Consider the following 23,029-nt stretch of genomic DNA (forward strand, 5'->3'; position numbering starts at 1 on the left):
TCACGGTCGTGCCTTCGCCGACCTTGCTCTTCCACTCGGGGTTGACCTTCGAGAGGTAGTTCGTCCAGATGAAGCTGGTGCCCGAGCCGTCGGCGCGGCGGACCACGGCGATGTCGAGATCAGGCAGCTTGACCTTCGGGTTCAGCGCGACGATGGCCGGATCGTTCCACTTCTTGATCTTGCCGAGGTAGATGTCGCCGAGCACCGGGCCCGACAGGGTGATCTCGCCCGGCTTCACGCCCGGCACGTTGATCGCCGGCACGACGCCGCCGACCACCGTCGGAAACTGGAACAGGCCGTCCTTGGCCAGCTGGTCGTCCTTCAGCGGAGCGTCCGAACCCGCGAAATCGACAGTCTTGGCCTGAATCTGCTTGATGCCGCCCGACGAGCCAATGCCCTGGTAGTTGACCTTGCCGCCGCCCGACTTCTGATACGCGTCCGCCCATTTGGTGTAGATCGGCGCCGCGAAGGTGCTGCCCGCGCCCGTGATATCCGCGGCCTGGGCGATGCCCGTGCCCAGCGCGAGAATGACAATCGCAAAGAGACTGACTCTCATCCCGTACTCCTTAAAATCGTTATTGATGCGCTGGACGTTACGTTCGCAATGTGACGATTGGGTGACAGTGCAGTCGATCGTAAAAGAGAGCTTATGGATGCTGACCTCCCCATTCAGAGGACGTGTTAGCAAGGACTCACTGAACAGGTTCGAAGATGGATCGCGGCACGTGTGGAATGTCGCTATAAACCGTATATACTGTTTATACCGTTTTCAGACCGGAGATCGACATGACTGTAGCGACCACACGCAAACCCACCAAGAAGGCGTTCCACTTCCCGAAGTCCGAGGCAACCGAGGCAACCGCGCAAGAGCAAAGCGAAGCAGCAAAGCCCGCTGCGGCAGCGGAAGCGGCGGTTAAGTCCAAACGCAAAAAGGCCGTACCCAAAGCGGCGGCGAAACCCGCTCGCGCCGCTGCAGAGGCACCGGCTCCTGCACCTGCAGCCGCACCGGCCGAAAAGGTCAAGGCCAAGCGCGTGAAGAAAGACAAGGTCGTGCGCGACAGCTTCACGATGCCCAAGACGGATTACCAGCGCATCGCACTCCTCAAACGCAAGTGCCTGGAGGCCGGTGTTGCCGTGAGAAAGAGCGAACTTTTGCGCGCCGGCCTTCAATTGCTGGAATCGGCCCCGCAGAAGCGGCTGCTGGCTGCGATCGAAGCGCTCGAGACCGTCAAGACGGGCCGTCCGGCCAAAGGCGACGAAAACGCGTGATGGGCGCGAAGCGTTGGTGACGATGGGCTTGGGGCATCTGCCTGGATGGCAGATGCATCCGGATTGAACGCCGTGGGCGTTCAATCCCTCACCACGAGGGCCGTGGTGTTACTTCCTGCGCCGCTGGTTGATCAGCCGCACGATATCGTTCGTTGGGCCGCTGGTGATCAGGCGCGGGATGTCGTCGAGATGAACCCATCGACACCTGGCTATCTCGCTGCTCGGCCGTGCCTTGGCCTGCCTCGGTATTTCGCAGGAAAAAACGTGGTGGTGTTTCTGCTTGCCGCGAATGTCGAACAGATATCTGGCCGTTTTGCCCAGGAGCCGGGTCTCCTCCTTGAGTTCCCGAAGCGCGGTCTCCGTAAGATGCTCACCGCGTTTCAACATGCCACCCGGTAGTGCCCACTTCGACTGACTGCGTGCTACCAGGAGAATTCGCTTGCCTCTACGACAGATCACGGTGGCCCGTTTCTTCAACTCGAACTCCCACTTCGTTCCCGGGGGGCGCTTCTCGATGCATCCGCACAGCAACGCCTGACTTAGCTAAGCATCGTAATACAGAAAATCAGAAGTTCAACCTGCTGGCGACGCAAAGGCTGTCAACTCGTCAGAATTTGCACACTTCATCAAATCGTCACGAAGATTAGGTTGCCAACCGCCCATATGGTATGGTTTGGGCCAACCTGTTTTTGTCAGACTCGAGGCTGAAATGGATATGGACGGTGACTGGCCCTTGCCGCGGCCGCGCACTCGCTTCAGAATCGATCGGCGCCGCCCTGCTGCGTCACTCACCAGCAAGACCTCCATCGCCAGCACCTTCTCGTCATTGGCCATGCCAGTGGTCGTCGAGGTGGTGCAAAGAACGAAAACCCTGGCGACAGAAGTCGACCCCGAAGCGTTTCATCAGCTTCGGGTGGCCTTCAGAAAACTTCGTGCTTTGTACTGGGCGTACTCGCCCTGGCTCGGTGAGGAAGCCACCGCGCACGCCAGCGAAGAATTCAAGCGTCTGGCCGCCGTGGCGGGCGGAACGCGCGACTGGGACATCGCGGGCGATCTCCTCAAAACCGCACAGAAGTCAGACGCATCCATCGAACTGCTCGTGAGCGCCGCGCGTGAGAAGCGCGCGCAAGCGGTGGCGCATAGCCAGGCCATGATCAAGAGCGACGCCGTCGAGGCATTTCTGAACGACGCCGTGCTGCGTGCGCAAACCACGCTGCAGTCGTGTTGCAATGATCTTCCGATCCGCGCGTTTGCCAGGCGGCGAGTCCGTATGGCGCAGCGCACGCTTCGAAAGCGCAGCAGACGCGCCGCGCGAAGCGAGGACAGCCACGAGGAAAATCTCCATGACGTGCGCAAGGCCGGTAAAAAGCTGCGCTATCTACTCGAGTTTTTTCAACCCGTGATCAAAGGCGAGCACGAGCGCACCATCAAGGAACTGACGTCCGTGCAAAAGACGCTGGGGGAGTTCAACGACATTGCCGCGAGCGAGACATTGATCCGCAACACGTCATTCGACGAGGTGCCTGCCGACATCGTCGAGAAGTCATTGCAGTGGCTGGAAAGAAAGAAGTGCCAGCGAATCGACGTGGCCTCGCGAAGGGTGAGAGCCATCTCCGACTGAATCGGCGCCGCCGCCATCACTGGCAGGTCACGACGCTAACGGGCAGGTTCTCACTCGCCGCGCCGAGCCGCTCGCGCGACGCGGTGGTGATGGAACCGCCAGGCGGTATGCATTCCGATTGCCCCATTCCCCCGCCTTCCGCTTGCGGCGCGCCGTTGTTGAATGACTGCCACGTGATGATGACCGATGCGCCGCAGTTGTTGATCAGGTCGGTGTAGTCGAGTCCCAGTCTGGCGTTCTTCCCGCGATATTCCCGGTCGATGCAGTCTGTCGAAAGCTCGCTCGGCTCGAAGCGGGGTGAGGCTGCGGGCGCTGCACGATCGCCGGCAGCGCTGGCCATGCCGTACGCCAGAAGGAGCAGGAGAAGGACAGTAAGCTGGCTGATAGCCAGATTGCGGGAGGCTCTCATTTCCTCACCTCGCTTTCGGGTGTCGATCACCGTCAGTTAGCTTCCCACAAAAGCTGGCGTCAAGCGTCAGGCGCTGCCTTACGTGGGCAAACAGACAGTCTCGCCCACGCGCCCCTGGCCTTTTACTAAGGAATTCGAAATGACCAGGACGATGCCCGGGACACTCACAAGGCTTGCACCTGCACTGCGGGTCCGGGCGCGCCGCCCACGTTCGGAGCGATCACGAGATATCTTCGGTGATCGCCCACGCCCGGCGTGCCAGGCATGACGACCTGTCGAATCTGGCCCAGCGTGTCGACGATCGCCGAGCCGGCCGGATTGGCCTTGAAGCTCGCGAGGACGTCGATGCGGCCACTGCCGTCGGCATGGTCCGAAAGTCCGAGGAAATACGGCTGGCCCGCCTGCAATCCCGTCACCGCAGCCTGCAGCACCTGCAGCAATCCCTGATCGAACAACGCCACCGAAGTGGGCGCAGCGCCATGGTCGGCCGCGGCGCCGCCCACCGGAACCAGCATGACGTGCGTGGCCTCCCCCGCCGCGCCGAGCGGCTGCGTGTTGGCCGTGCCGTCGCCATCCGGCACGGCGTCGGGCACATACGCCACGGCTTGCGGCGCCTGGCCGACCGGCACCGTGGCGATGACCTTGTTGGTCAGCGTGTCGATTGCCGTCAGCGCATCGCCGTTTTCGAGGCCCACATAGACACGTGTGCCGTCGCCGGACGGCCAGATGCCGTGCGGCAGGCTGCCAACCGCAATGGTCGCTGCCTGCGAAAAGTCGTCGGTGCGGAACACCTTGATCTGGTTCAGGCCTCCGACCGTCACGTATGCAAACATGCCGTGCGCGTTCTGCACGATGTTCACATGATTGGTGATCGGCCCCGTATCGAGCGTTTTCAGCAGCGCAAACGGTGGGCGGGCGTCGAACACCTGCGTCTTGCCCACATCCTTCAGCGTGAACCAGACCTGCCGGCCATCCGGCGTCGCCGCAATGTTCGGGCAGAACGGGCTCGCCTGCGCGACGCGGGCCACGACCTTGTGATCGGCTACCGAAACGACGTCGGTTTCCGGGTTGAAGGACGAACAGATATACCCGTACTTTCCATCGGGCGAGAAGATCTGCATGCCCGGCCCGGCTGGCACGACAATGCGCGTCTTCTCTTCGAAGGTCTTGCCGTCGAGCACGTCGACGTAATTCTCGCCGCGCACGGTCACCCACACTTCGGTGCCGTCGGGCGTGAAGAAAGCCTCGTGCGGAGAGCGGCCCACATAGGTCACGTGCTTGACCGCATTAGTTTGCGTATCGATGAAGGTCACCGAGTTCGAGCCGATGGAGACAATGGCCAGCGTGCGGTGATCGGGCGAAAAGCCCATACCGTGCACGAGCAACTGACCGTGATAGAGCGGGCTGAAGTTGGCCGGGGTCGGCTCTCCGAGGCGGATGACACCGACCAGACGATTGGCTGCGGGATCGACGATCGATACGGTGTTCGAAAACTGATCAGACGAATAAACGCGGTCCCGATGGCTCACCGGAATATCGGCCGCCGCTAGCGAGCCGGGAACCTGCCCCGCCTCGGCGAGCGTTGCGGCGGCAAGCGCAGCGGCGGTCAGGGCCGCGCCAAGCATGGCGTTGTATTTCATGACGTTGTCTCCTGCGTCTTGATGCGAGTGGGTCAGTGGGACATCGGCGTCGGCGCCGTGTTCGGGTCATGCACCGCGAGGCGCATGGCAACGATCTCCTGCTGTTGCTCGACCACGATCTCCTGAGCGATCCTGCGTAACTGTTCGTTGTGTCCATGCCGCAGTTCCGCCATGGCCATGTCGACGGCACCCTGATGATGGGGAATCATTGTTGCGACGAAATCGCGGTCGACGTCGCCCGTGGGCCTGGCCGCCATTCCGGTCATCATCTTCGTCATGGCCGCGTCGTTTTCAGAGAGAAACGAGGCTTCCTCACTGTCGCGAGACGCTCCCGCGTCACTCGACGACGCGGCGCATAGACCGGCCAGGGAAAGCACGGCCGCACCGCTCACCGTTGCCCGCAAAACGAGTCGAACTGCAGCGTTCATCACGTCCCCTCCGTATTGGTCGAATCCCGGTCGATGTGAAGGCAAACAGCGGACTCGCCGATTTACTCCCTGCAGAGCGAAATTGAATTGCAGATCGACGAGCCGCGAAACGTTGGCAAACGCTTCCGGACTCACCTGGCCTCGCGCGGGCCCGGTGGAATAAGTTCGTCGATGGCGTGTTCGTTCCGTGACATTCGCATCAGCGGGCGTACCATCATTGCACAGCGCATGAAGGTCGCACGCGCGGGCCCGACCGATTGATCTTTTGCTGGGCGCCGCATAGCAGATTAGCCGCGTCGCAGCGGTGAGGAGCGCTACATGGCCACGAGCATTGGGCTTCACGATCAGGCGCGGCAGCTGTTGCCGTTTCGCGAGTCGGTATTGGCGATGCTCGGCGTCGCGTCGGTTTCGATGCTGATCGCGCTCGACCAGACCATCGTTGGCACCGCACTGCCGCGCATCGTCGCGGAGCTCAAGGGGTTCGAGCTCTATGCGTGGGTCGCGACGTCCTACATGCTTGCCTCGGTCATCACGATTCCGATCTTCGGGCGTCTGGGCGATCTGTTCGGCCGCAAGCCCTTCATGCTGGCAGCGATCCTGGTCTTCACCCTCGCCTCGGTGCTCTGCGGGATCGCGACCAACATGCTGTTTCTCGTGCTCGCGCGCGGCCTGCAGGGCATCGGCGGCGGCATCATGATGGGGACGGTGTTCGCCACCGTCGCCGACCTGTTCCCCGATCCGCGGCTACGCCTGCGTTGGCTGGTGTTCGTCTCCTCTGCGTTTGGCCTTGCAAACGTGGTCGGGCCAACGCTTGGGGGCATGCTGACCCAGCACGGCAGTTGGCGCCTCGTGTTCTTCGTCAACGTGCCGGTGGGTGTGGTGGCGCTCTTCTTCGTGCACGCTTTCCTGCCGCATCTGCACCATGCCCGCGAAGGCGCGCGACTGCGTCTCGACTGGCTCGGCGCTTGCGTCGTCGCCGTCACGTTCGGCGCGCTGCAACTCGCCATCGAGCTCTTGCCGAGGCAAGGCTGGACGACTTCGACGATCGTGCTCGCGGTGATCGTGCTGGTCTGTTCATTGACGCTTTTCTTCTGGGAAAAGCGCATGGGCTATCCGATCATCCCCGTGGACATGCTGCTCGACCGCAAGCTCGGTCCGCTCTTTGCGATGTCGGTGCTCGGCGGGTTTGCGTTGTTCTCGCTAGTTTTCTATGTGCCGCTGCTGTTCCAGGGCGGCTATGCGATGTCGCCGCGCGCCTCGGGCATGCTGATCACGCCGCTCCTGCTCGGCACGACGGTCGGCAGTTTCGTGAACAATCGCGTGGTCACGCGTATCCGGCGCGCCAACGCGATTCTCTACGTCGGCTTTGCGTTGTCCGCTTTCGCGAGCCTCGCGGTGGTCGTGCTGCGAGGCAATGAGCCGCATCTCGTGTGGATGGCGTGCATGGGCGCGAGCGGCCTGGGGCTGGGCCTCGTGGGCACGAGCCTCACGGTCTGCTCGCAGCAGATCGTCTCGCGCGACCATCTCGGCGCCGCCACGGCGATGCTGCAATCGCTGCGCACATTCGGCGGCATGCTGGGCACGGCGATGACGGGCGCGCTGCTCGGGCATATTTACACGATGGGCGTGAATCGCTCGCTCGACTCGTATCAGGCGACGCAATGGTTCAAGTCGTTTGCGAGTCCCGAACTGCTCGTGGACCGCGCCGACCAGGCCGCGCTGATCAGCCGCCTCGTGAGCGCCGGCCATGCCGGGGACGCGATGATGAATTCGGCGCGCAGCGCACTCGTGGATTCGATCCACATGGGCCTCATCGTCGCTGCCGTGGCCGCGCTAGCCGGCCTCTGTCTCGCGTGGTTCGTGCCGCCCGTACGGGTCGGCTATCTCGAGGCGCGGCAGTAAATGAACGGCGAATCATATTTCACCCGCACTTCAATTCCGTTACCGTTTAACATCAGCGTAATAAATTAGTAATTAGGGAGTAATCGAGGGTAAGCATAATTCGCCGCCGTCAGTCAGGAATAACCACACCGCATCCACCACGACGACGGAGCCCTCAGCATGCCCGCATCACGCCACCGAACTGCGCTGCCGCTCTACCTGGCAGTGCTTATCAGCGTTGCCGCGCTGACCGCCTGCGGAGGCGGCAATAGCGATCCCGCCACCACTGCCGCCATTCCCGCGCCGCCCACCGACCCCGGCTTCGTGGACAACGCGCCGATTCCCGACGTACCTGCTTTCGTCGACAATATCGCGACCAACCAGCGCGGCGACGCGCGTTACGCCACGCTCGCGACCAATGCGGGCGTGCGCGTGGTGGCGCGCTTCCTCGATCTCTGGCAGCCGCTCACGCTGCTCGTGGACGCGGGCGTTTCCGCGCCTGCCAACGGCACGTTCCCCGCGGTCGTGCCTTCGACGTGGACGGGCGTCCCCACCGACGGCACGCCCAACGGCGCGATCCTCAACAGCACGGTGCTGAACGCGAACATCCAGTACGTCGTGACCGCGACGACCCAGCGCAGCGCGGCGCAGGCCGACGCGGCCTACTACGACGACCGGCGCGGCAAGGGCTACAGCGTGACCGACGGCATGGGGCCGCTCACCGCCGCCTGGCGCTCGGCCGCCCAGCAAACCACGAGCATCACGTCGATTCCCGCGGACGCGACCACGACGCTCTACAACGACTCGGGCAACAACACGGGCGTAGGCAGCACGAGCAACGCGACCTTCGGCAAGGTGGTCGACTTGCTCAACACGATGGGCAACAACGCTTCCACCGAGCCCGCCAAGCGCTTCTACAAATACGCGCGACCGTTCCGCTGGAGCACGAGCGTCGTGGTCGATCCCACGCTCGTGCCGGCCATCAGCACGACGCCTTCGACGGATGGCGGCTTCATCAGCGGCCACGAAGCCGAAGCCATGCGCGACGCGATGACGATGGCGTATCTCGTGCCCGAGCGTTACCAGGAAATGGCGAGCCGCGGCCTCGAACTCGGCGAAAACCGTATTCTCGCGGGCATGCATTCGCCGCTCGATGTAATTGGCGGCCGCATGTTCGCGCTGGCCGTCACCGCCGCGAATCTCTACGACCCCGCCAACGCCACGCTCAAGAGCGCGGCCTACGCGCAGGCGCACAGCGCGCTCGAACAGGCCACCGGCACGAGCGCCACGACCTTCCCCGCCTTCGCGCATTCGGCCACGACCGCGACCGACCGCTTCGCCGTCTATGCGACCAACAAGTCGGAATTCGCGCGCCGCATGACGTTCGGTTTCAGCCAGATTGAATCGACCGAGGCGCCGCCCGTCGTGCCCAAGGGTGCCGAGGTGCTACTCGAAACGCGCTTCCCATACCTGAGCGCCGGCCAGCGCCGCGTCGTGCTGAAGACGACCGAAGTCGCCTCGGGCTATCCGGTCATGGACGACGCCGAAGGCTGGGGCCGTCTGAACATGTTTAGTGCCGCAGATGGTTATGGCACGTTCAACGGCAACGTGATCGTGGCGATGGACGCAACCCAGGGCGGGTTCAATGCCGCCGACAGCTGGCGCAACGACATCGCCGGCTCGGGCAAGCTCACGCTGCAGGGCAGCGGCACGCTCACGCTCGCGGGCAACAACAGTTACACGGGCGGCTCGCAGGTGAGCGGCGGCGTGCTCTGCGCAGCGTCGACCACGGCCTTCGGCAACGGCGACGTGTACGTCGGGTCCGGCGGCGGCGTGACCGTGGCGACGAGCGCGCCGTTGACGGTGACGGGCAAATACACGCAACTCGATGGCACGACGCTCGAACTCGACATCGACGGCAACGGCGGCGGACGCCTGCGCGTGGGCGGCCAGCTCACGGTGGCGGGCGGCACGCTGCATGTGAAGTTCGTGAACGGCTATACGCCGAGAGCGGGCGACTCGATCGACGTGATCGACGGCAGCGGCGCATCGGTGAAATTCGCGACGGTCACGGTGGATGGCTTCAAGGCCACCCCCGTTTATTCTTCGACCGGCGTTGCAGTGAAGCTTTCGGCTTCGTGATCTAGCCACGCGGTAAAACGGCCCCGAATCGCAAGGGTTCGGGGCCGCTTTGTGTGTGCGTCAGAAGCGATGCCGGATGCCCGCCGCCACGAGCACCTGGTTGCGGCCGCCCGACGGGTCGCAGGTGTTGATCATCGCGAACGCACCGGACGACGCGCGCTGATAGATCGCCTCGGTATACACGTCCGTGCGCTTCGACAGCTGATAGTCGGCCTGCAGCGCGCCTTGATGCCAATGCGCGGAGGTCGCGCCCGTATAGGCATACATGCCCGCCAGCGAGAACGCGGGCGTGACCTGCCAAAGCGCGTTCACTTCGTAGTTGCTGAAGGCGATCGAAGGCAGCGGCGCGCCGCCGTCGGCCTCGCTCACGCCGGTATGAATGGAACGTGACCAGGCCGCGCCGAGCGTCACGTCGCCGAGCACGTAGCTCATGCCCGCGCCGATGGTGTCTTCGCGCTGCACCGCGACCTCGGTCGGCACGAGGCCCGCGCCCGGCAGCACCGACGTATCGTACGCACCGACCGAAGAGGCGCCGCGTCCGTCGATGTGCATCCATGCCACGCCGGCGCTGAACGGGCCGCCCTCGTAATGCGCGCCGAAGCCGTAGGCGCGGTTCTGCGCGAAGCGGCCCGCCGCGTTTGAAAACGCGTACATCGCGCCGGCGCTGAAACCACCGTACGTGGCGCTCGCGAACTTCACGGCGTTCGAGGCGAGCCACGAATTGTTGGCGTTGTCGTTGTCGAACGGATGCGCGAATGCCGTCCCGCCCGCACCGCCCGTCAGAGTGAACGGGGCGAAGTAGTCGTGCATCGTGTCGTACTGGCGGCCCAGCGTGATCGTGCCAAATCGTTCGGATTGCAAACCGACGTAGAACGGATGGTCGTTGAAGGCTTCGCCAGACGTGACCGAGAAGCCGCGCTCGAGGCGAAAGATCGCGGCGTTGCCGCCGCCGAGATCCTCGCTGCCCTGCAGGCCCCAAAAACTGCCGTCGATAAGGCCCGAGCCTGCGCGATACTGGGTGTGGCCGCCAACGTCGCTGAAATAGTCGACGCTAGCGTCGATCTCACCGTACAACGTGACCTGCTGCGCCGAGGCGCCAGCGCCTGTGAATGCCAAAGCCGCGCCACCAAGGACGGCCAGAATGTGCGTGTTCATGAGTCTTCTTGTTTGTGCTTGTAAAGAATGCATGGACGAGCGCCGTCAGCCCTCGCTCGATGCGGCGAGGTGCTCCGACGTCGTCGTTAATCCGTCAATATCCAGCGTGCTTTTGAACAGCGAACGCATGGCGGTCCGTGAGCGGTCTATCGCCGCATCGGGGCCAGTGGTGGCGACCGGATTGGGCCGCCTTTCTAAGGTAGGAGGGTGTGCATTGACGGCTCCTTGGTTTACGCGCCCTGGAACGAGTCGTGAAATAAACGCAGCGAGGTCTGACTTCTGGCTCGATTGACAGCCAGTCACAGTGGCGCGACCGCGCCGGATTCCCACCGGCTTCCCTGCTGCATTTCGCTCGTGCAGCGCCTACGCGCGAAAAACAGCTGCAAGGATAGCGTAAGTTTCGGGAGTGGCCAAACCGGGTGTTTTCGCCACACGACATTCGTCAAAGGTTGACGAGGCTAATGCGCGGCCATTACCCTTGCGCGCTGATGGTTCCCGGCGACGGGATCAAAAGGGAACGCAGTGCAAGACTGCGGCTGCCCCCGCAACTGTAAGCGGCGAGTCCATGCCAGAGCGTGCCACTGGGAAACCGGGAAGGCCGGCAACGGATGTCGACCCGCGAGCCAGGAGACCTGCCATCAGCCGAGTCCAGCAGCCGCAGCGGGCGGGGATCCCCGATGCGCAAGCACCGCCCACGCGGCGATCGCCCGTTGCACGGACAGCCCGTATTTCAGGAGCTGTTTCCAGCCACCGCATCATGAAGTTTCGCCAATTCGTATTGACCTCCGCTGCGCTCGCCTGTGCGTGGCAATCCGCGCATGCCGACGCCGCTGCCGACGCCGCCGACGCATCGTCCACCCAGACGCAGCAGCAAGCCGGCGGCGACACCACGCTGCCCAATATCCTCGTCGTGGGCGACACGCAGCATCTGCCGCAATCGTTCGACCAGCGCTACGCGACCACCCAGGTGCTCACTCGCGAAGACCTCGACCGCGTCTCCCCCGTCGACCCCGGCATCGCGCAGGCGCTCGCCACGCTGCCGGGTGTCACCGTCTCGCAGACCGGCGGCCCGGGGTCGTACACGGGGGTGAGCATCCGCGGCTCGTCGGCTGACCAGGTGGCCGTGTTCATCGACGGTATACGCGTGGGCTCCGTCACCACGGGCACGGCCGAATGGGCCGATCTGGCGACCGCCTCGTTCGACCGCGTCGAGGTGATCTCGGGGCCCGCGGCCGCCTCGTTCGGCGCGGATGCCGTGGGCGGCGTCGTGCAGCTCTTCACGCGCCATGCGTCGAACCAGCCGAACCAGACCACCGTCTCGTTCGGCGGCGGCTCGAACAAGACCTTCGACACGCAGGTGCGCACCTCGGGCACGATCGGCTCGACAGGGCCGCTTTCCGCGTTGAGCGGCCTCACCTACTCGCTGGGCCTGCACGACTACAATACGGCGGGCATCGACGCGACGCAGCCTTGGGCTTACGGCCACGAAGACGGCCGCAACCCGTACCACGCGCAGAACCTGGACGCGCGCCTCGGCTACGCGCACGACAGGTGGTCGATCTCGACCTTCGCGCTCTACCACCGCTCCGATCTCTCGTACGACAACGCGGGAGGCAACGACCGCCAGCGCGACACCCAGCTCACGACCGGCATCGCGTTCCACCTCGACATCACACCGACCACGCAGTTCGACCAGTCCGTGGGCTACGGGACGGACCGTCAGTTCCTCTATTCGAACGACCCGACTATCCCGACCGACGAGATCGACTCGACGCGCTTTTCCACTACCACGTCGATGACGCATCAGGAAAGGGGCCACACGCTCTTCGGCATGCCGCTCGACGGCGAGACCAAGCTCGCCTACGACTACACGCGCGAGATGGCATTCCTGCCGGTGGATGTGCCGGGCGGCCTGCCCGCGCGCAACGATTCGGCCGTGTCGATGCATCAGTCCACCACGCTCGGACCCGTCACGCTGTTTCTGGCGGGGCGACACGAAATCGTGCAAGGGCGATCGGTGAATACGGGCAACGTCGCGCTTTCGTGGGCGGTCACGCCGGTCTATACGGCGCGCGTTTCGTACGGCAATGCGTTCCGCCTGCCGACGTTCAACGACCTTTACTATCCGGGCTACTCGAACCCCAACCTGCTGCCCGAGCGCAGCGACTCGGTCGAAGCCGCGCTCGATGCCACCACGTCGATCGGCACGTTCACCGCAGCCGTGTACGACACGCGCGTGCACGATCTCATCACGTACAACTCGCAGACTTTCCTGCCCGTGAACGTGGGCCGCGCGCACATACAGGGGCTCGACCTCTCGTACAAGGGCACGCTCGGCAAGTCCACGCCGGTGAGCCTCACGGTGGGGATTCTGAATCCACAGGACGTGACCGACCAGACCTGGCTCAATCGCCGCCCGCGCCAGACGGTGAGCCTGAGCGTGGATCACACATGGGACGAGTTCCAGCTCCACGCGCTCAGCACCGGCGTTTCGCTGTTGTATAACGGCTCGACGTTCGACGACCAGCTCAACACGATCTACCTGCCATCGTGGACGACGGTGAGCCTGCGCGCGTCGTACAAGGTCAACGCGCATCTCGCGCTTTCGGCCACGCTTTCGAACGTGTTCAACCGGCAGTACGTGAGCGCCTACGGGTACAACACGCTGGGGCGCACGGCGTTCGGCAAGGCCACCTATACGTTCTGAGCGTTGCATGCAAGCGGGTGCGCTTGAGCTTCTCGCACGCCCGCTCGCCTAGCCCTCGCGCTTCGGCCGCCGCACGGCGCGAATCTTCCCGCTGTTGCCGCCGCCACAGAAAAACTGCTCGCCGCCATCGGACTCCAGCCCCGAAACGGCGGTGCCGGGCGGCATGTCGAGTTGTTCCAGCACTTCGCCCGTGCCCGGATCGATACGCCGCAAGTCGCTCTCGTCGCCTTCCCAGGTGCCGTGCCACAGCTCGCCGTCCACCCACGTCACGCCCGTGACGAAGCGGCTCGATTCGAGCGTGCGCAAAATCGCCCCGGTCTGCGGATCGACCTGATGGATCTTGCGCTCGCGATACACCCCGACCCAAAGCGTGCCGTCCGCCCAAGCGAGTCCCGAGTCGCCGCCGCCTCCGGGCGCGGGAATCGTGGCGAGCACACGGCCCGTTTCAGGGTCGATCTTGTGGATGCGGTCCTCGGCGATCTGAAACAGATGCCGGCCGTCGAAGGCCGTGCCCGCGTGCGCCGCGATGTCAATCGAGCGCTGCGTCTCGCCGCTCTGCGGATCGAGCGACGCGATTCGCTCGCCCGCGGCGAACCACACCTGCTTGCCGTCGTACGAGACCCCGCCCACCTTCTCGATGCCGGGAAAAGGACCGTACTCGCGGACGATTTCGGCGGTCGAACGTTTCATGATTACCTCCTTGAATGAAGGGACAGGCGTTCATCCTAATCGCCTGGCAGCGGCGCGGGGAGTAACAAGGTCGTCGCGAATCCCGGGACGGGCGGCGTGGTCCAGCGGCGCGCGCGGCCGTAACCGAACGACTGCACCTTGTCCGCCGCGGCAAGCGCATCGAGCGCGCGCTGCACGGTGCGCTGGCTCGCGCCGAGCGCGACCGCCAGCGCCGAACTCGACCACGATTCGCCATCGGCGAGAAAAGCCAGCACGGCAGCGTACTTTTCTTCCACAGGCCGCGCCAGCACCACCACTTCGCTCGAGTGGCGCGGCGCCAGCGCAAAGCCCTGCTGGGTCGCGCCGATCTCGGCCACGTCGCGCATCAGCGTGCGCAAGCGGCCGATTTCCACGCGAAGGCGGGCACGGTGCGTTTCGTCGGCGTGCCGGGTGCGAAAGGCGCGGGCGATGAGCGCGTCGCGCGGCACGTCGGCGGGCCACGCCTCGGCGAGCGCCCGGGCGAGCACAAACAGCACGGGCCGTCTTGCCAGTTCGATGACCGTGGCGCCTTCGCGGGCGACGTAGCGGCACGCGTCCACGATGAGCGCCTTCGAGGCGAGCAGCGCCTCGACGTCTTCCAGCAGCAGCACCCGCTCTTCACCGCGCGCGATAAGGCGCGCAGCCGGCGAGGTCAACAGCTGCGCGGCGCTCTCGATCTCGGCGCTCAGCGCCGCGATGCCCGCCGCGCGCGCAGCGCGTGCGGCCTCGGAGAGCGAGCGCCGCGCCACCTGCGTTTGAATGCGCCGCATGGCGATGCCGGCGGCGATCAGCTCATGCGCCGCGCGCAATGCGGGCGGCAGCGGCGCGGGATCGGCTTCGGCAAGCATGCCCCCGGCCTCGTCGAGCCGGCCGATGAGCAGCAAACGGCGAATTTCCAGGTAGCGCGCGTGCGCCGCATTGAGGCGGTCGCCATGGGCTTCCAGCGTTTGCCGCGCCGCAGCGAGCGTATCGGTCGGCCAGCCGAGATCGCGTGAGGCGAGCGCGATTTCGGCCTCGGCGACGACGCAGCGCGCGCGAGCCACCGCCTCGCGCGCGCCGAAGCCGCGCGCCGCGCTGCGCAGCAGCGCTTTGGCGCGCGCGAAGTCACCGAGCTGCGCCATGGCGATGCCGCGCAGCGCGAGCGCGGGCGCGTCGTCGCGCAACGCGACCCGGTTCAGCGCGCCAAGCGGATCACCGGCCGCAAGCGCGCGCGCCGCAGCCGTGATCAGCGAATCCATGGTCATGGAAATCCCGCCACACTTGTCACTCCCCCTCCTCCTCGGTCCGGACCTAATCTAACACGGCGATCAAACGAATCATCGATCGAACGACACGGCGATGCGCACAGTGCGCCGCCACCATAGTGAATCCATAGGAGGACCAGGCGATGGCAACCCATACCACAGGAACACGCGAAGACTGGCTTGCGGCACGCATCGAACTACTCGCCGCCGAGAAAGAACACACCCGCCGCGGCGACGCACTGGCGCAGCAACGCCAGGCGTTGCCGTGGGTGCGTGTCGACAAAACGTATCGCTTCGAAACCGAAGATGGCGGCGCCGCGCTCGCCGATCTCTTCAAGGGGCGCTCGCAGTTACTGGTTTATCACTTCATGTTCGGGCCGGATTACGCGGCGGGCTGCCCGTCGTGTTCGTCGATTGCGGATGGTTTCGACGGTATCGCCGTACATCTCGCGAACCACGACGTGCGGCTCATGGCAGTGTCGCGCGCGCCGCTCGCGAAGCTGCTCGGCTACCGCAAGCGTATGGGATGGCATTTCCCGTGGGCCTCGTCGAGCGGCAACGACTTCAACTTCGACTTCAACGTATCGTTCACTACGGCGCAGCAGCGCGCGGGCGATATCGAATACAACTACGCGCGCAGCGGCCACGCCATGGACATGAATCCGCCGCCCGCGCCCGTTGCCGAGTTCGCGGCGAGCTGCGGCACCGACGCGGCGACCTATACGCGCGACCGACCGGGCCTCAGCGCATTCGTGCTCGAGGACGGCGTGGTCTATCACACGTACTCGACCTATGCGCGCGGCCTGGATGGCGTGTGGGGCATGTATCAGTGGCTCGACCGCGCGCCGAAGGGACGCAACGAGCGCGGCATCTGGTGGCACCGGCACGACGAGTACGCGCAAAGCTGAGGCACATCATGGATAACGTCGGCATGACGGTACGGCGGCACAGCGGTACGCCGCGCGCGATTTTCTTCGGCGTTGCCTCGCTGGTCGTTGCGGCGAGCGCGGCGGCAACGTTCGTCTGGTCCGCTTCGATGCAGGCGATGGGTGGCACGCCAATGCCTGGTGGCTGGACGATGTCCGCGCTCTGGACACCCATGTGTGGACGGACCTGGTTCGACGCCGCCGTATCGTTTGCCGGCATGTGGAATGTGATGATGGTCGCGATGATGCTGCCTGCGGTCGCGCCAGCATTGTGGCGGTGTTTCGAGGCGGTGGGCGAGGCACGCGCGGCACGTGCGGGTGGGATGACCGTAATGGCCGGGGCCGGGTATTTCTTCGTGTGGCTCGTGGTTGGGGTACTCGTGTTCGCGGCGGGGACGCAACTGACCGCGCTAGCGGTGGAGGCGCCTGCATTGGCGCATACCGCGCCTGCCGTGGCAGGTGTCGTCGTCGTGATTGCGGGCGTGTTGCAGTTCTCCGCGTGGAAAGCGCGGTGGCTTGCTTGCTGCGGGAATATGCCGTCGTACTGGCATGCGCGGCTCGATGTGCAGGCTGCGCTGCGACACGGCTTGAGGCTCGGCCAGCATTGCCTGTACTGCTGCGGAAATCTGATGGCGGCGCTGATTGCGGCGGGCGTGATGGATCGGCCTGCGATGGCGTTGGTCGCGACGGCGATTGCTGCGGAGAGGTGGATGCCGGGTGGCGCAAGAGTCGCACGCGGGATTGGCGCGGCTGCGATTGCGGCGGGCGTGGTGATGGTGGTGCGGGCGGTGGCTGCATAAAAAAATCGCCGTTCCGCACCCGCGAAACGGCGATAAAACGCTCCGACTCTAACGTCGAACTCACGCCTCCAGACTCGCGCCTGCACACGAGCCTGATCGACGCTCCGGATTGTTATTAGCAGTCCGGAGTAACAGCAAGAGGCGACTGGATTCCACCTCCGTGCTGCTGGGCGAAGCGCGGCGCGACCAGGGGGACTCCCGGCCTCGCCGCACTCCGCGCCTCTTGTGGCGACTTACATGCCGCCGAAAGACTTCTTGACCGTCAGCTTGTTGGTCACCGACGTCACACCGGGAACGCCCCTCGCGATCTCCTCGACCCTGGCGATCTGCGCCGTGTCCGAAACGGTCCCGTTCAGCGTAATCGCGCCACCCCTGGCGCCCACGCTGATGTTACCCGCGTTGATCGACTTGTCCTTCCCGATGGCCGCATACACCTTGCGGCGCATGGCGCGATTCGCCTGCCTGTCTGTGGGAACCGCCGTGGGCGCCGCCGTCGCGGACGCCGCCTGTGCCCCCGCCGGCGTGCTCGCCTCACCCTGCGCCCACGCACTCATGGAAGCCGCCGCGACGAGCATCGCGATCGCCAATCCAGCTACCGTGGTCTTCTTCATGAATTACTCCGTTTCTTCTTGAGTTTATGAGGATCAGAACGCGTGACGAATACCCACCATCGCCGCCGTCGTCGACTGGCCCGGCGCGACCGGCGCACCGTAGATGATCGTCTGGTTCATGGTCCCCTTGTTGCTGACGTAGCCGACCTGGGCGTAAGCCTTGGTCGCCTTCGAGAGGTTGTATTCGGCGCCCACGGCGACTTCGCTCGAATGGTTCGCCGAGTTGTTGCGGTCCTTTAAATAGTAGTAGCCCGAAGTGACCTTGAAGACCGGGCTGAACTGGTAACCCAGGCCGGCCGAGATCATTTCGAAGTTATAGGTCGCTTTGGTGAACAGGCTGGACGCGTTGGACGAGCTGAACGAGCCGGATATCGAGAATCCGCTGATCGTGTACATCGCGCCGACGTAATAGAAGTTGTTGTTGTTGCGGCCCGTCGCCGGCGCGGCCGGCGTCGTCGGGTAAGTGCCCGCGTACGGGTTGGTGTCGTGCCCGCTGTAATAGACCCCGGCCAGGTTCAGGCCGTAGTTCGAGTACTTGAGCACGGCCGACTCGCGCGTGCCGCCCTGGAACTGCCCCGGCACACCGCCCGGCGCGTACTCCAGCGCGAGCGAAGCACCATAGAACTTCGGCGAGTTATAGACGATCGCGTTGCTGTCATAGAGCGCGCCGATCGGCGCGTTCGTGCTCGTGCCCGGCCAGCCGGCGGCCTGATTGAGGCCCAGCCACGCGGTGAGAATACTGCCGAAGTACTGCGCGCCGCGTACGTCCGTGTCCGCCATCGCGTAGATCATCGGGATGATCTGGCGGCCCGCATCGATCGAACCGAACCAACCCGATCCGCCGATGGTCGTGATCTGGTTGAACAGCGCCGTTACGCCCGGCGTGTCGGACAGGCCCGGCTTGCCGTTGTTCGACGTGAACGACCCTTGCAGCTTGAAGTTGATCTTGTAGCCGCCGCCGATGTCCTCGGTCCCCTTCAAACCCCAGATGCTCGAAAAGATGCCGCCGTCCTTGAGTTGCCAGACGCTCCCCAGATTCTTCGCAGTCCCCGAAAAGTTTGCGGCCGAAGTGCTCTGGTACAGCACACCGGTGTCGACCACGCCATAAAGCGTGACCGACGATTGCGCATGCGCTGCGCTGGCGAACAGGACCAGCGCTGCCACGCTGCCGAACTTCAATTTCATTGCCTCTCTCCGTGTGTGTGGCTGCCGGGTGGTCCCGGCGCCTTTTGTTGTTGCCTGATGGGGATTACCTCAAGGGTATTGCCTGAATGAAACTATGTGACCAGGGGCATTAACCAGCTTGCAAGTAGTGGCCGCCGTATTGATCGCGCAACTGGTTCTTGAGCACCTTGCCCGTCGCGCCGATCGGCACGGCGTCGATGAACAGCACGGCGTCGGGTTTCCACCATTTCGCCACGCGGCCGTCGAAGAACGTCAGCAGATCGTCGGCTTCGAGCGCGCTGCCCGGCTTCTTCACGATCAGCAAGAGCGGCCGCTCATCCCACTTCAGGTGGCGCGCTGCAATGCACACCGCCGTCGCGACTTCGGGGTGCAGGCTCGCGACATTTTCAATGTCGGCGGAACTGATCCACTCGCCGCCCGACTTGATGACGTCCTTGCTGCGATCCACGATCTGCATGAAACCGTCGGCATCGATCTTCGCCACGTCGCCGGTCGGGAACCAGCCGTCCTGCAGCGGCGAGGCGTAGTCGCCGCCAAAGTAGTCGCTTGCGACCCAGTGGCCGCGCACCTGCAAGTCGCCGGCGGCATTGCCGTCCCAGGGCAGTTCCTTGCCCGCGGCGTCGACGATCTTCATGTCGATGCCGAACACCGGGCGCCCCTGTTTCGCCTGCAGCGCATAGCGCTCGTCTTCCGCCAGCCCGGTCTGGTGCGCCTTGAAGCTGCAAACCGTGCCAACCGGGCTCAGCTCCGTCATGCCCCACGCGTGCAGCACGTCGACGTGATAGCGCTTCTGGAACGCCTGCGTCATCGCGGTCGGGCACGGCGCGCCGCCGATGACCGTGCGGCGCATGGAGGAGAACGAACCCGCTACCGATTCGACGTGCGAAAGCAGCCCTTGCCAGACAGTCGGAACGCCAGCCGACACGGTGACCTGCTCTTCCTCGATCAGTTGATACAGCGACTTGCCATCGAGCGCCGGGCCCGGAAACACGAGCTTCGCACCGGTCATGCAGGCGATGTACGGCAGGCCCCACGCATTCACATGGAACATCGGCACCACGGGCAGGATCGCGTCGCGCGCCGAGCAGTTCAGCGCGTCGGGCAGCGCCGCCGCGAAGGTGTGCAGCAGCGTCGAGCGGTGGCTATAGAGCACGCCTTTCGGATTGCCGGTCGTGCCCGACGTATAGCAGAGCGACGAGGCACTGTTTTCATCGAGCAACGGCCATTCGAAATCGTCCTTGTGATTGTCGATCAGGTCCTCGTAGCAGAGGAGTCTCGATCCAAGGCGATGGTTGCGCGGCATATGTGCGCGATCGGTCATGGCAATGAAGAACTTCGGGGTCGTCACGCGTGACGCGACGCTTTCGATGAGCGGCAGGAACGTGAGATCGAAAAAGATCACGCGGTCCCGCGCATGCTCGATGATGTACACGAGCTGGTCGGCATGCAGGCGCGGATTCAGCGTATGGAGCACAGCGCCCGAACCCGATACCGCGAAGTACAGCTCCATGTGCCGGTAGCCATTCCATGCCAGCGTCGCCACCCGCTCGCCCGGCGCAATGACGAGGCTCGACAGCGCATTCGCTATGCGGCGCGCGCGTTGCGCGAGATCCTGATAGCGGTAGCGGTGAATGTCGCCTTCCACGCGGCGCGAAACGATTTCCCGCGCGCCGTGATGGCGTTCTGCGTGCTTGAGCAGCGAAGCAACCAGGAGCGGCTGCTCCATCATCATACCTTGCATGGTTTGCTATCCTAAGTGACTTTTATACGTGTGCAGTTCTTGTATGCGATGCCGCTCTGCTATGCCTGGATGGAAGCCGGCGTTTCCATCACACTCACCAGCAGCTTTCCTTCCACGGCTCGCACAGGAAATGTCGTGAGCTTCAGTCCGCCCGCGCCCTGCATACAGCCGCTACGCACGTCAAAGCGCAGTCCATGCGCCGGACAGCGCACCATGTATCCTTCGAGCGGGCCGCTCGCGAGCGAGGCGCCGTTGTGGGGGCACGAATTATCGATCGCGTGCATCTGTCCTTCGATATTGAACAGAACGATGCTGCCGCCATCGACGAACACCAGCTTGCGCTGGCCCGGCGCCAGGTCGTCGGCCGTGCCGACCGGTACTTCACGTGTCATTCCCGTTCCCCTCGACTTCCTTCAGTCCGCCTCAGTGTTCGATCGCCAGCGCCATCGTGCCCGCCATCGCCACCGGCGAATACACACCCGAGAGCGAATAACCCGTGTTGAACACGAAATACGGCACGCCACTCACCTGCGGGTCGGCGTAGGGCGCGCGCTGACCGGTCGGGTCCGCGAGGCGCTTCGATGCGGCAACGTGCGCCGCCAGGCTCTCGCGCTCAAGGCCGCATTCGAGACCGAGGCGCTCGAGCACCGCGCAATCGCCGATGTTCTCGCCTTCCATGAAGTAAGCCTTGAGCAGGCGGTCGATCAGCGCCGCGCTCTGTTCGCGTGTGCCGCGGCTGGCGGCAAACGTGACGAGGTCGTGCGCGGCGCCGGTGTTCGGCAGCACCTCGATGCGCTCGAACGCGAACTCGACACCCGCGTCGCGTCCCGCGCGCTGCACCTGCGCTCGCCGTGCGGCGACCGCTTCGGCGCTGCCCAGGCGATCGCGATAGAACGCCTGATACGGCATGCCTTCGAGCGGCGTCCACGGCAGCAGTTGATGCGAGCGCCACTGGACACGCACGCGCACGTGGGGCCGCGAACTCGCGAAACGTGTGAGCGCTGCGTCCAGATTGCGCTTGCCGATCAGGCACCACGGGCAGATGAAGTCGAAGAACGCGTCGATCGTCAGCACGGGTGGTTCGCCCGCGTCGCGACTCGCCTGCGCCGCCCACGTTTGATCAGACAAGTTCATGAATCAACATCTCCGCCATCGGCCATTCGCCGAAACCCGCTGCGGGATTCAGATGGCCGACTCCACCCAGGTCGACGAGGCTGCTGCCCCAGTCCTTCGCCATGGCCTCCACGCGCTCGAAGCGCGCGAGCGGATCGTTGCGGCTTGCGCCCACGATGCTCGGGAACGGCAGCGGCTTGCGCGGAATCGGGTTCCAGCCGTTCCCGGCCAATGCATCGAACGACGGGTAGCCCGGCGGCAGCGGCGTTTCGAGGTCGGCCGGGGCGGCGAGCAGTGCACCATGAATCTTGCGGCTGTGCTGCTGCGCCCAATGCACCGTGATCATCACGCCCGCACTGTGCGCCACGAGAATGACGGGACCGTCGATCTTCGCGAGCGCCGCGTCGAGCGCGGCCACGCGCGCCGCGCAGCTGAGCTTGTCGTGCTCGAGCGGCGGCACCGAAGCCGCGTTGGGCAGCGTTTGCTGCAGCAGCGTTTGCCAGTGCTCCGCCACGTGGTCGCGCAACCCCGGGACCATCAGGATGGTCGGTGTGGTCTTCAGCGTCATTTGCTTTGGTCTCCTGCGCGCTTCAGTACGGCTTGTCGCCGATAATGCCGGCGCGTTCCATCTTGCGGTGGCACGGCGGATAGTCCATCACCGCATAGTGCTGGGTGCTGCGGTTGTCCCAGATCGCGAAGCTGTTCGGCTTCCAGCGCCAGCGTACCTGGTACTCCGGAATATAGGCCTGGCTCACGAGATAGCGCAGCAGGTCGCCCGCGCCCGGGTTGGCGTCCTGCCCGAAGCGCACGCGCTCGGGCGTGTGATAGTTCGTGAAGTGCGTCGCGAATGCGCTCACGAACAACACCTTCTCGCCGGTCTCCGGATGCGTGCGCACCACCGGGTGTTCCGCATCGGGAAACTGCGCCTTCAAGGCATGGCGCTTCTCGATCGGCATGGCCGCGCCAAAGCTCGCCTCGATGCTGTGGCGCGCATACAGTCCGGCGATCTGCGCCTTCACGTGTTCCGGCAGCTTCTCGTAGGCGAGCACCATGTTCGCCCACATCGTGTCGCCGCCCACGGGCGGGCATTCCACACAGCGCAGCACCGCGCCGAACTGCGGCGCCTCGCGCCACGTGGCGTCCGCGTGCCACGCGTTTTCGTAGCGGTCGTTGGGCTGTTCCGGATTCTTGTAGATGCGCACGAGGCCCGGATGGTCAGGGTCGCTGCCCGCAACCGGATGATCCTCCAGCTCGCCGAAGCGGCGCGCAAACGCCACGTGTTCGGCGCGCGTGATGTCCTGATCGCGCAGGAACAGCACACGGTGCTTGAGCAGCGCCGCGCGAATCTCGGCAAAGAGCCCGTCGTCGTGAACGGCATCGGCGAGATTCACGCCGGTCAGTTCCGCGCCGATGGCATAGGTCAGTTGTTCGACTTTCATGCTGCGCTCC

The 23,029-nt window shown here is 64.5% G+C and carries 22 protein-coding genes and 2 riboswitches; of the genes, 7 read left to right on the forward strand and 15 right to left on the reverse strand.

All coding sequences use genetic code 11. The annotated features are described in order from the left end of the window. A partial coding sequence (gene pstS / locus M3A49_RS24765) for a phosphate ABC transporter substrate-binding protein PstS (RefSeq protein WP_266231435.1) occupies positions 1-556 on the reverse strand: 556 nt, incomplete at its 3' end. Positions 557-786: 230 nt separating this feature from the next. Here pstS and M3A49_RS24770 point away from each other — a divergent pair. After that, positions 787-1,269 (forward strand): hypothetical protein, encoded by a 483-nt coding sequence (locus M3A49_RS24770; protein ID WP_254334635.1) that lies wholly within the window; start codon positions 787-789, stop codon positions 1,267-1,269. A 108-nt stretch (positions 1,270-1,377) separates the two neighbouring features. Here the strand turns inward: M3A49_RS24770 and M3A49_RS24775 are convergent, their stop codons facing one another. Next, on the reverse strand, positions 1,378-1,746 hold the full coding sequence (locus M3A49_RS24775; protein WP_028208124.1) for an NUDIX hydrolase: 369 nt from the start codon (positions 1,744-1,746) through the stop codon (positions 1,378-1,380). Between the two features lie 232 nt (positions 1,747-1,978). Between M3A49_RS24775 and M3A49_RS24780 the strand changes: the two genes are divergently transcribed. Continuing rightward, on the forward strand, positions 1,979-2,890 hold the full coding sequence (locus M3A49_RS24780) for a CHAD domain-containing protein (protein ID WP_266231436.1): 912 nt from the start codon (positions 1,979-1,981) through the stop codon (positions 2,888-2,890). A gap of 16 nt (positions 2,891-2,906) precedes the next feature. On the opposite strand, the gene M3A49_RS24785 is transcribed toward M3A49_RS24780, so the two are convergent. From M3A49_RS24785 to M3A49_RS24795, 3 genes are all read right to left on the reverse strand, one after another. After that, on the reverse strand, positions 2,907-3,299 hold the full coding sequence (locus M3A49_RS24785) for a hypothetical protein (protein WP_154678156.1): 393 nt from the start codon (positions 3,297-3,299) through the stop codon (positions 2,907-2,909). Positions 3,300-3,463: 164 nt separating this feature from the next. Next, positions 3,464-4,939: a YncE family protein gene (locus M3A49_RS24790; RefSeq protein ID WP_266231437.1), complete on the reverse strand. Its 1,476-nt coding sequence runs from the start codon at positions 4,937-4,939 to the stop codon at positions 3,464-3,466. Between the two features lie 32 nt (positions 4,940-4,971). Further along, complete coding sequence (locus M3A49_RS24795; protein ID WP_266231548.1) at positions 4,972-5,367, reverse strand: DUF305 domain-containing protein; 396 nt, start codon at positions 5,365-5,367, stop codon at positions 4,972-4,974. Between the two features lie 318 nt (positions 5,368-5,685). Here M3A49_RS24795 and M3A49_RS24800 point away from each other — a divergent pair, with 318 nt between their 5' ends. Beyond that, a complete protein-coding gene (locus tag M3A49_RS24800) occupies positions 5,686-7,269 on the forward strand; it encodes an MFS transporter (protein ID WP_266231438.1) in 1,584 nt (527 codons plus the stop codon). A gap of 159 nt (positions 7,270-7,428) precedes the next feature. Next, a complete protein-coding gene (locus M3A49_RS24805) occupies positions 7,429-9,390 on the forward strand; it encodes an acid phosphatase (protein ID WP_266231439.1) in 1,962 nt (653 codons plus the stop codon). A 60-nt stretch (positions 9,391-9,450) separates the two neighbouring features. Here M3A49_RS24805 and M3A49_RS24810 read toward each other — a convergent pair whose 3' ends face one another. Next, the gene (locus tag M3A49_RS24810) at positions 9,451-10,545 is read right to left on the reverse strand and encodes a porin (protein ID WP_266231440.1); all 1,095 of its coding nucleotides are present in this window, start codon (positions 10,543-10,545) and stop codon (positions 9,451-9,453) included. 247 nt (positions 10,546-10,792) lie between these two features. Beyond that, positions 10,793-10,944, reverse strand: a riboswitch (cobalamin riboswitch). Positions 10,945-11,017: 73 nt separating this feature from the next. After that, positions 11,018-11,200: riboswitch (cobalamin riboswitch) on the forward strand. A 102-nt stretch (positions 11,201-11,302) separates the two neighbouring features. On the opposite strand from M3A49_RS24810, the gene M3A49_RS24815 reads away from it, so the two are divergent. After that, on the forward strand, positions 11,303-13,252 hold the full coding sequence (locus tag M3A49_RS24815) for a TonB-dependent receptor domain-containing protein (RefSeq protein WP_266231441.1): 1,950 nt from the start codon (positions 11,303-11,305) through the stop codon (positions 13,250-13,252). A 48-nt stretch (positions 13,253-13,300) separates the two neighbouring features. Here the strand turns inward: M3A49_RS24815 and M3A49_RS24820 are convergent, their stop codons facing one another. Continuing rightward, entirely contained in the window at positions 13,301-13,942 is a 642-nt protein-coding gene (locus M3A49_RS24820; protein WP_266231442.1) for a PQQ-binding-like beta-propeller repeat protein, read from the reverse strand. Between the two features lie 35 nt (positions 13,943-13,977). Then, on the reverse strand, positions 13,978-15,198 hold the full coding sequence (locus M3A49_RS24825; protein WP_266231549.1) for a helix-turn-helix domain-containing protein: 1,221 nt from the start codon (positions 15,196-15,198) through the stop codon (positions 13,978-13,980). 149 nt (positions 15,199-15,347) lie between these two features. Here M3A49_RS24825 and M3A49_RS24830 point away from each other — a divergent pair, with 149 nt between their 5' ends. Together M3A49_RS24830 and M3A49_RS24835 are read left to right on the forward strand one after the other, a co-directional pair. Further along, positions 15,348-16,112, forward strand: coding sequence for a DUF899 domain-containing protein (locus M3A49_RS24830; RefSeq protein ID WP_266231443.1), 765 nt, complete (start codon positions 15,348-15,350; stop codon positions 16,110-16,112). 8 nt (positions 16,113-16,120) lie between these two features. Next, the gene (locus tag M3A49_RS24835; RefSeq protein WP_266231444.1) at positions 16,121-16,930 is read left to right on the forward strand and encodes a DUF2182 domain-containing protein; all 810 of its coding nucleotides are present in this window, start codon (positions 16,121-16,123) and stop codon (positions 16,928-16,930) included. 233 nt (positions 16,931-17,163) lie between these two features. Here the strand turns inward: M3A49_RS24835 and M3A49_RS24840 are convergent, their stop codons facing one another. From M3A49_RS24840 to M3A49_RS24870, 7 genes are all read right to left on the reverse strand, one after another. Next, positions 17,164-17,541 carry a BON domain-containing protein gene (locus tag M3A49_RS24840; RefSeq protein WP_266231445.1) on the reverse strand — a complete coding sequence of 126 codons (378 nt, stop codon included), beginning with the start codon at positions 17,539-17,541 and terminating at the stop codon, positions 17,164-17,166. A 33-nt stretch (positions 17,542-17,574) separates the two neighbouring features. Continuing rightward, on the reverse strand, positions 17,575-18,726 hold the full coding sequence (locus M3A49_RS24845) for a porin (protein WP_254353172.1): 1,152 nt from the start codon (positions 18,724-18,726) through the stop codon (positions 17,575-17,577). Between the two features lie 109 nt (positions 18,727-18,835). Then, a complete protein-coding gene (locus tag M3A49_RS24850; protein ID WP_266231446.1) occupies positions 18,836-20,467 on the reverse strand; it encodes a 3-(methylthio)propionyl-CoA ligase in 1,632 nt (543 codons plus the stop codon). 59 nt (positions 20,468-20,526) lie between these two features. Continuing rightward, positions 20,527-20,859, reverse strand: a complete 333-nt coding sequence (locus M3A49_RS24855; protein ID WP_266231447.1) for a Rieske (2Fe-2S) protein — start codon at positions 20,857-20,859, stop codon at positions 20,527-20,529. Between the two features lie 31 nt (positions 20,860-20,890). Continuing rightward, positions 20,891-21,601 (reverse strand): DsbA family oxidoreductase, encoded by a 711-nt coding sequence (locus tag M3A49_RS24860; protein ID WP_266231448.1) that lies wholly within the window; start codon positions 21,599-21,601, stop codon positions 20,891-20,893. Further along, positions 21,588-22,148 (reverse strand): RBBP9/YdeN family alpha/beta hydrolase, encoded by a 561-nt coding sequence (locus M3A49_RS24865; protein WP_266231449.1) that lies wholly within the window; start codon positions 22,146-22,148, stop codon positions 21,588-21,590. Before M3A49_RS24865 ends, M3A49_RS24860 begins: the two co-directional genes overlap by 14 nt. A 22-nt stretch (positions 22,149-22,170) precedes the next feature. Continuing rightward, positions 22,171-23,019, reverse strand: coding sequence for a TauD/TfdA dioxygenase family protein (locus tag M3A49_RS24870; protein ID WP_266231450.1), 849 nt, complete (start codon positions 23,017-23,019; stop codon positions 22,171-22,173). Positions 23,020-23,029 lie beyond the last annotated feature (10 nt).

It is taken from the genome of Paraburkholderia sp. CNPSo 3076, assembly GCF_026343935.1.
In the GTDB taxonomy this organism is placed as follows: domain Bacteria; phylum Pseudomonadota; class Gammaproteobacteria; order Burkholderiales; family Burkholderiaceae; genus Paraburkholderia; species Paraburkholderia nodosa.

Excerpts from the sequence above, each read along its gene's own strand:
- M3A49_RS24770 (WP_254334635.1), top strand. The coding sequence starts at position 787 with ATGACTGTAGCGACCACACGCAAACCCACCAAGAAGGCGTTCCACTTC.
- M3A49_RS24780 (WP_266231436.1), top strand. The coding sequence starts at position 1,979 with ATGGATATGGACGGTGACTGGCCCTTGCCGCGGCCGCGCACTCGCTTC.
- M3A49_RS24785 (WP_154678156.1), bottom strand. The coding sequence starts at position 3,299 with ATGAGAGCCTCCCGCAATCTGGCTATCAGCCAGCTTACTGTCCTTCTC.
- M3A49_RS24790 (WP_266231437.1), bottom strand. The coding sequence starts at position 4,939 with ATGAAATACAACGCCATGCTTGGCGCGGCCCTGACCGCCGCTGCGCTT.
- M3A49_RS24795 (WP_266231548.1), bottom strand. The coding sequence starts at position 5,367 with ATGAACGCTGCAGTTCGACTCGTTTTGCGGGCAACGGTGAGCGGTGCG.
- M3A49_RS24800 (WP_266231438.1), top strand. The coding sequence starts at position 5,686 with ATGGCCACGAGCATTGGGCTTCACGATCAGGCGCGGCAGCTGTTGCCG.
- M3A49_RS24805 (WP_266231439.1), top strand. The coding sequence starts at position 7,429 with ATGCCCGCATCACGCCACCGAACTGCGCTGCCGCTCTACCTGGCAGTG.
- M3A49_RS24810 (WP_266231440.1), bottom strand. The coding sequence starts at position 10,545 with ATGAACACGCACATTCTGGCCGTCCTTGGTGGCGCGGCTTTGGCATTC.
- M3A49_RS24815 (WP_266231441.1), top strand. The coding sequence starts at position 11,303 with ATGAAGTTTCGCCAATTCGTATTGACCTCCGCTGCGCTCGCCTGTGCG.
- M3A49_RS24820 (WP_266231442.1), bottom strand. The coding sequence starts at position 13,942 with ATGAAACGTTCGACCGCCGAAATCGTCCGCGAGTACGGTCCTTTTCCC.
- M3A49_RS24825 (WP_266231549.1), bottom strand. The coding sequence starts at position 15,198 with ATGGATTCGCTGATCACGGCTGCGGCGCGCGCGCTTGCGGCCGGTGAT.
- M3A49_RS24830 (WP_266231443.1), top strand. The coding sequence starts at position 15,348 with ATGGCAACCCATACCACAGGAACACGCGAAGACTGGCTTGCGGCACGC.
- M3A49_RS24835 (WP_266231444.1), top strand. The coding sequence starts at position 16,121 with ATGGATAACGTCGGCATGACGGTACGGCGGCACAGCGGTACGCCGCGC.
- M3A49_RS24840 (WP_266231445.1), bottom strand. The coding sequence starts at position 17,541 with ATGAAGAAGACCACGGTAGCTGGATTGGCGATCGCGATGCTCGTCGCG.
- M3A49_RS24845 (WP_254353172.1), bottom strand. The coding sequence starts at position 18,726 with ATGAAATTGAAGTTCGGCAGCGTGGCAGCGCTGGTCCTGTTCGCCAGC.
- M3A49_RS24850 (WP_266231446.1), bottom strand. The coding sequence starts at position 20,467 with ATGCAAGGTATGATGATGGAGCAGCCGCTCCTGGTTGCTTCGCTGCTC.
- M3A49_RS24855 (WP_266231447.1), bottom strand. The coding sequence starts at position 20,859 with ATGACACGTGAAGTACCGGTCGGCACGGCCGACGACCTGGCGCCGGGC.
- M3A49_RS24860 (WP_266231448.1), bottom strand. The coding sequence starts at position 21,601 with ATGAACTTGTCTGATCAAACGTGGGCGGCGCAGGCGAGTCGCGACGCG.
- M3A49_RS24865 (WP_266231449.1), bottom strand. The coding sequence starts at position 22,148 with ATGACGCTGAAGACCACACCGACCATCCTGATGGTCCCGGGGTTGCGC.
- M3A49_RS24870 (WP_266231450.1), bottom strand. The coding sequence starts at position 23,019 with ATGAAAGTCGAACAACTGACCTATGCCATCGGCGCGGAACTGACCGGC.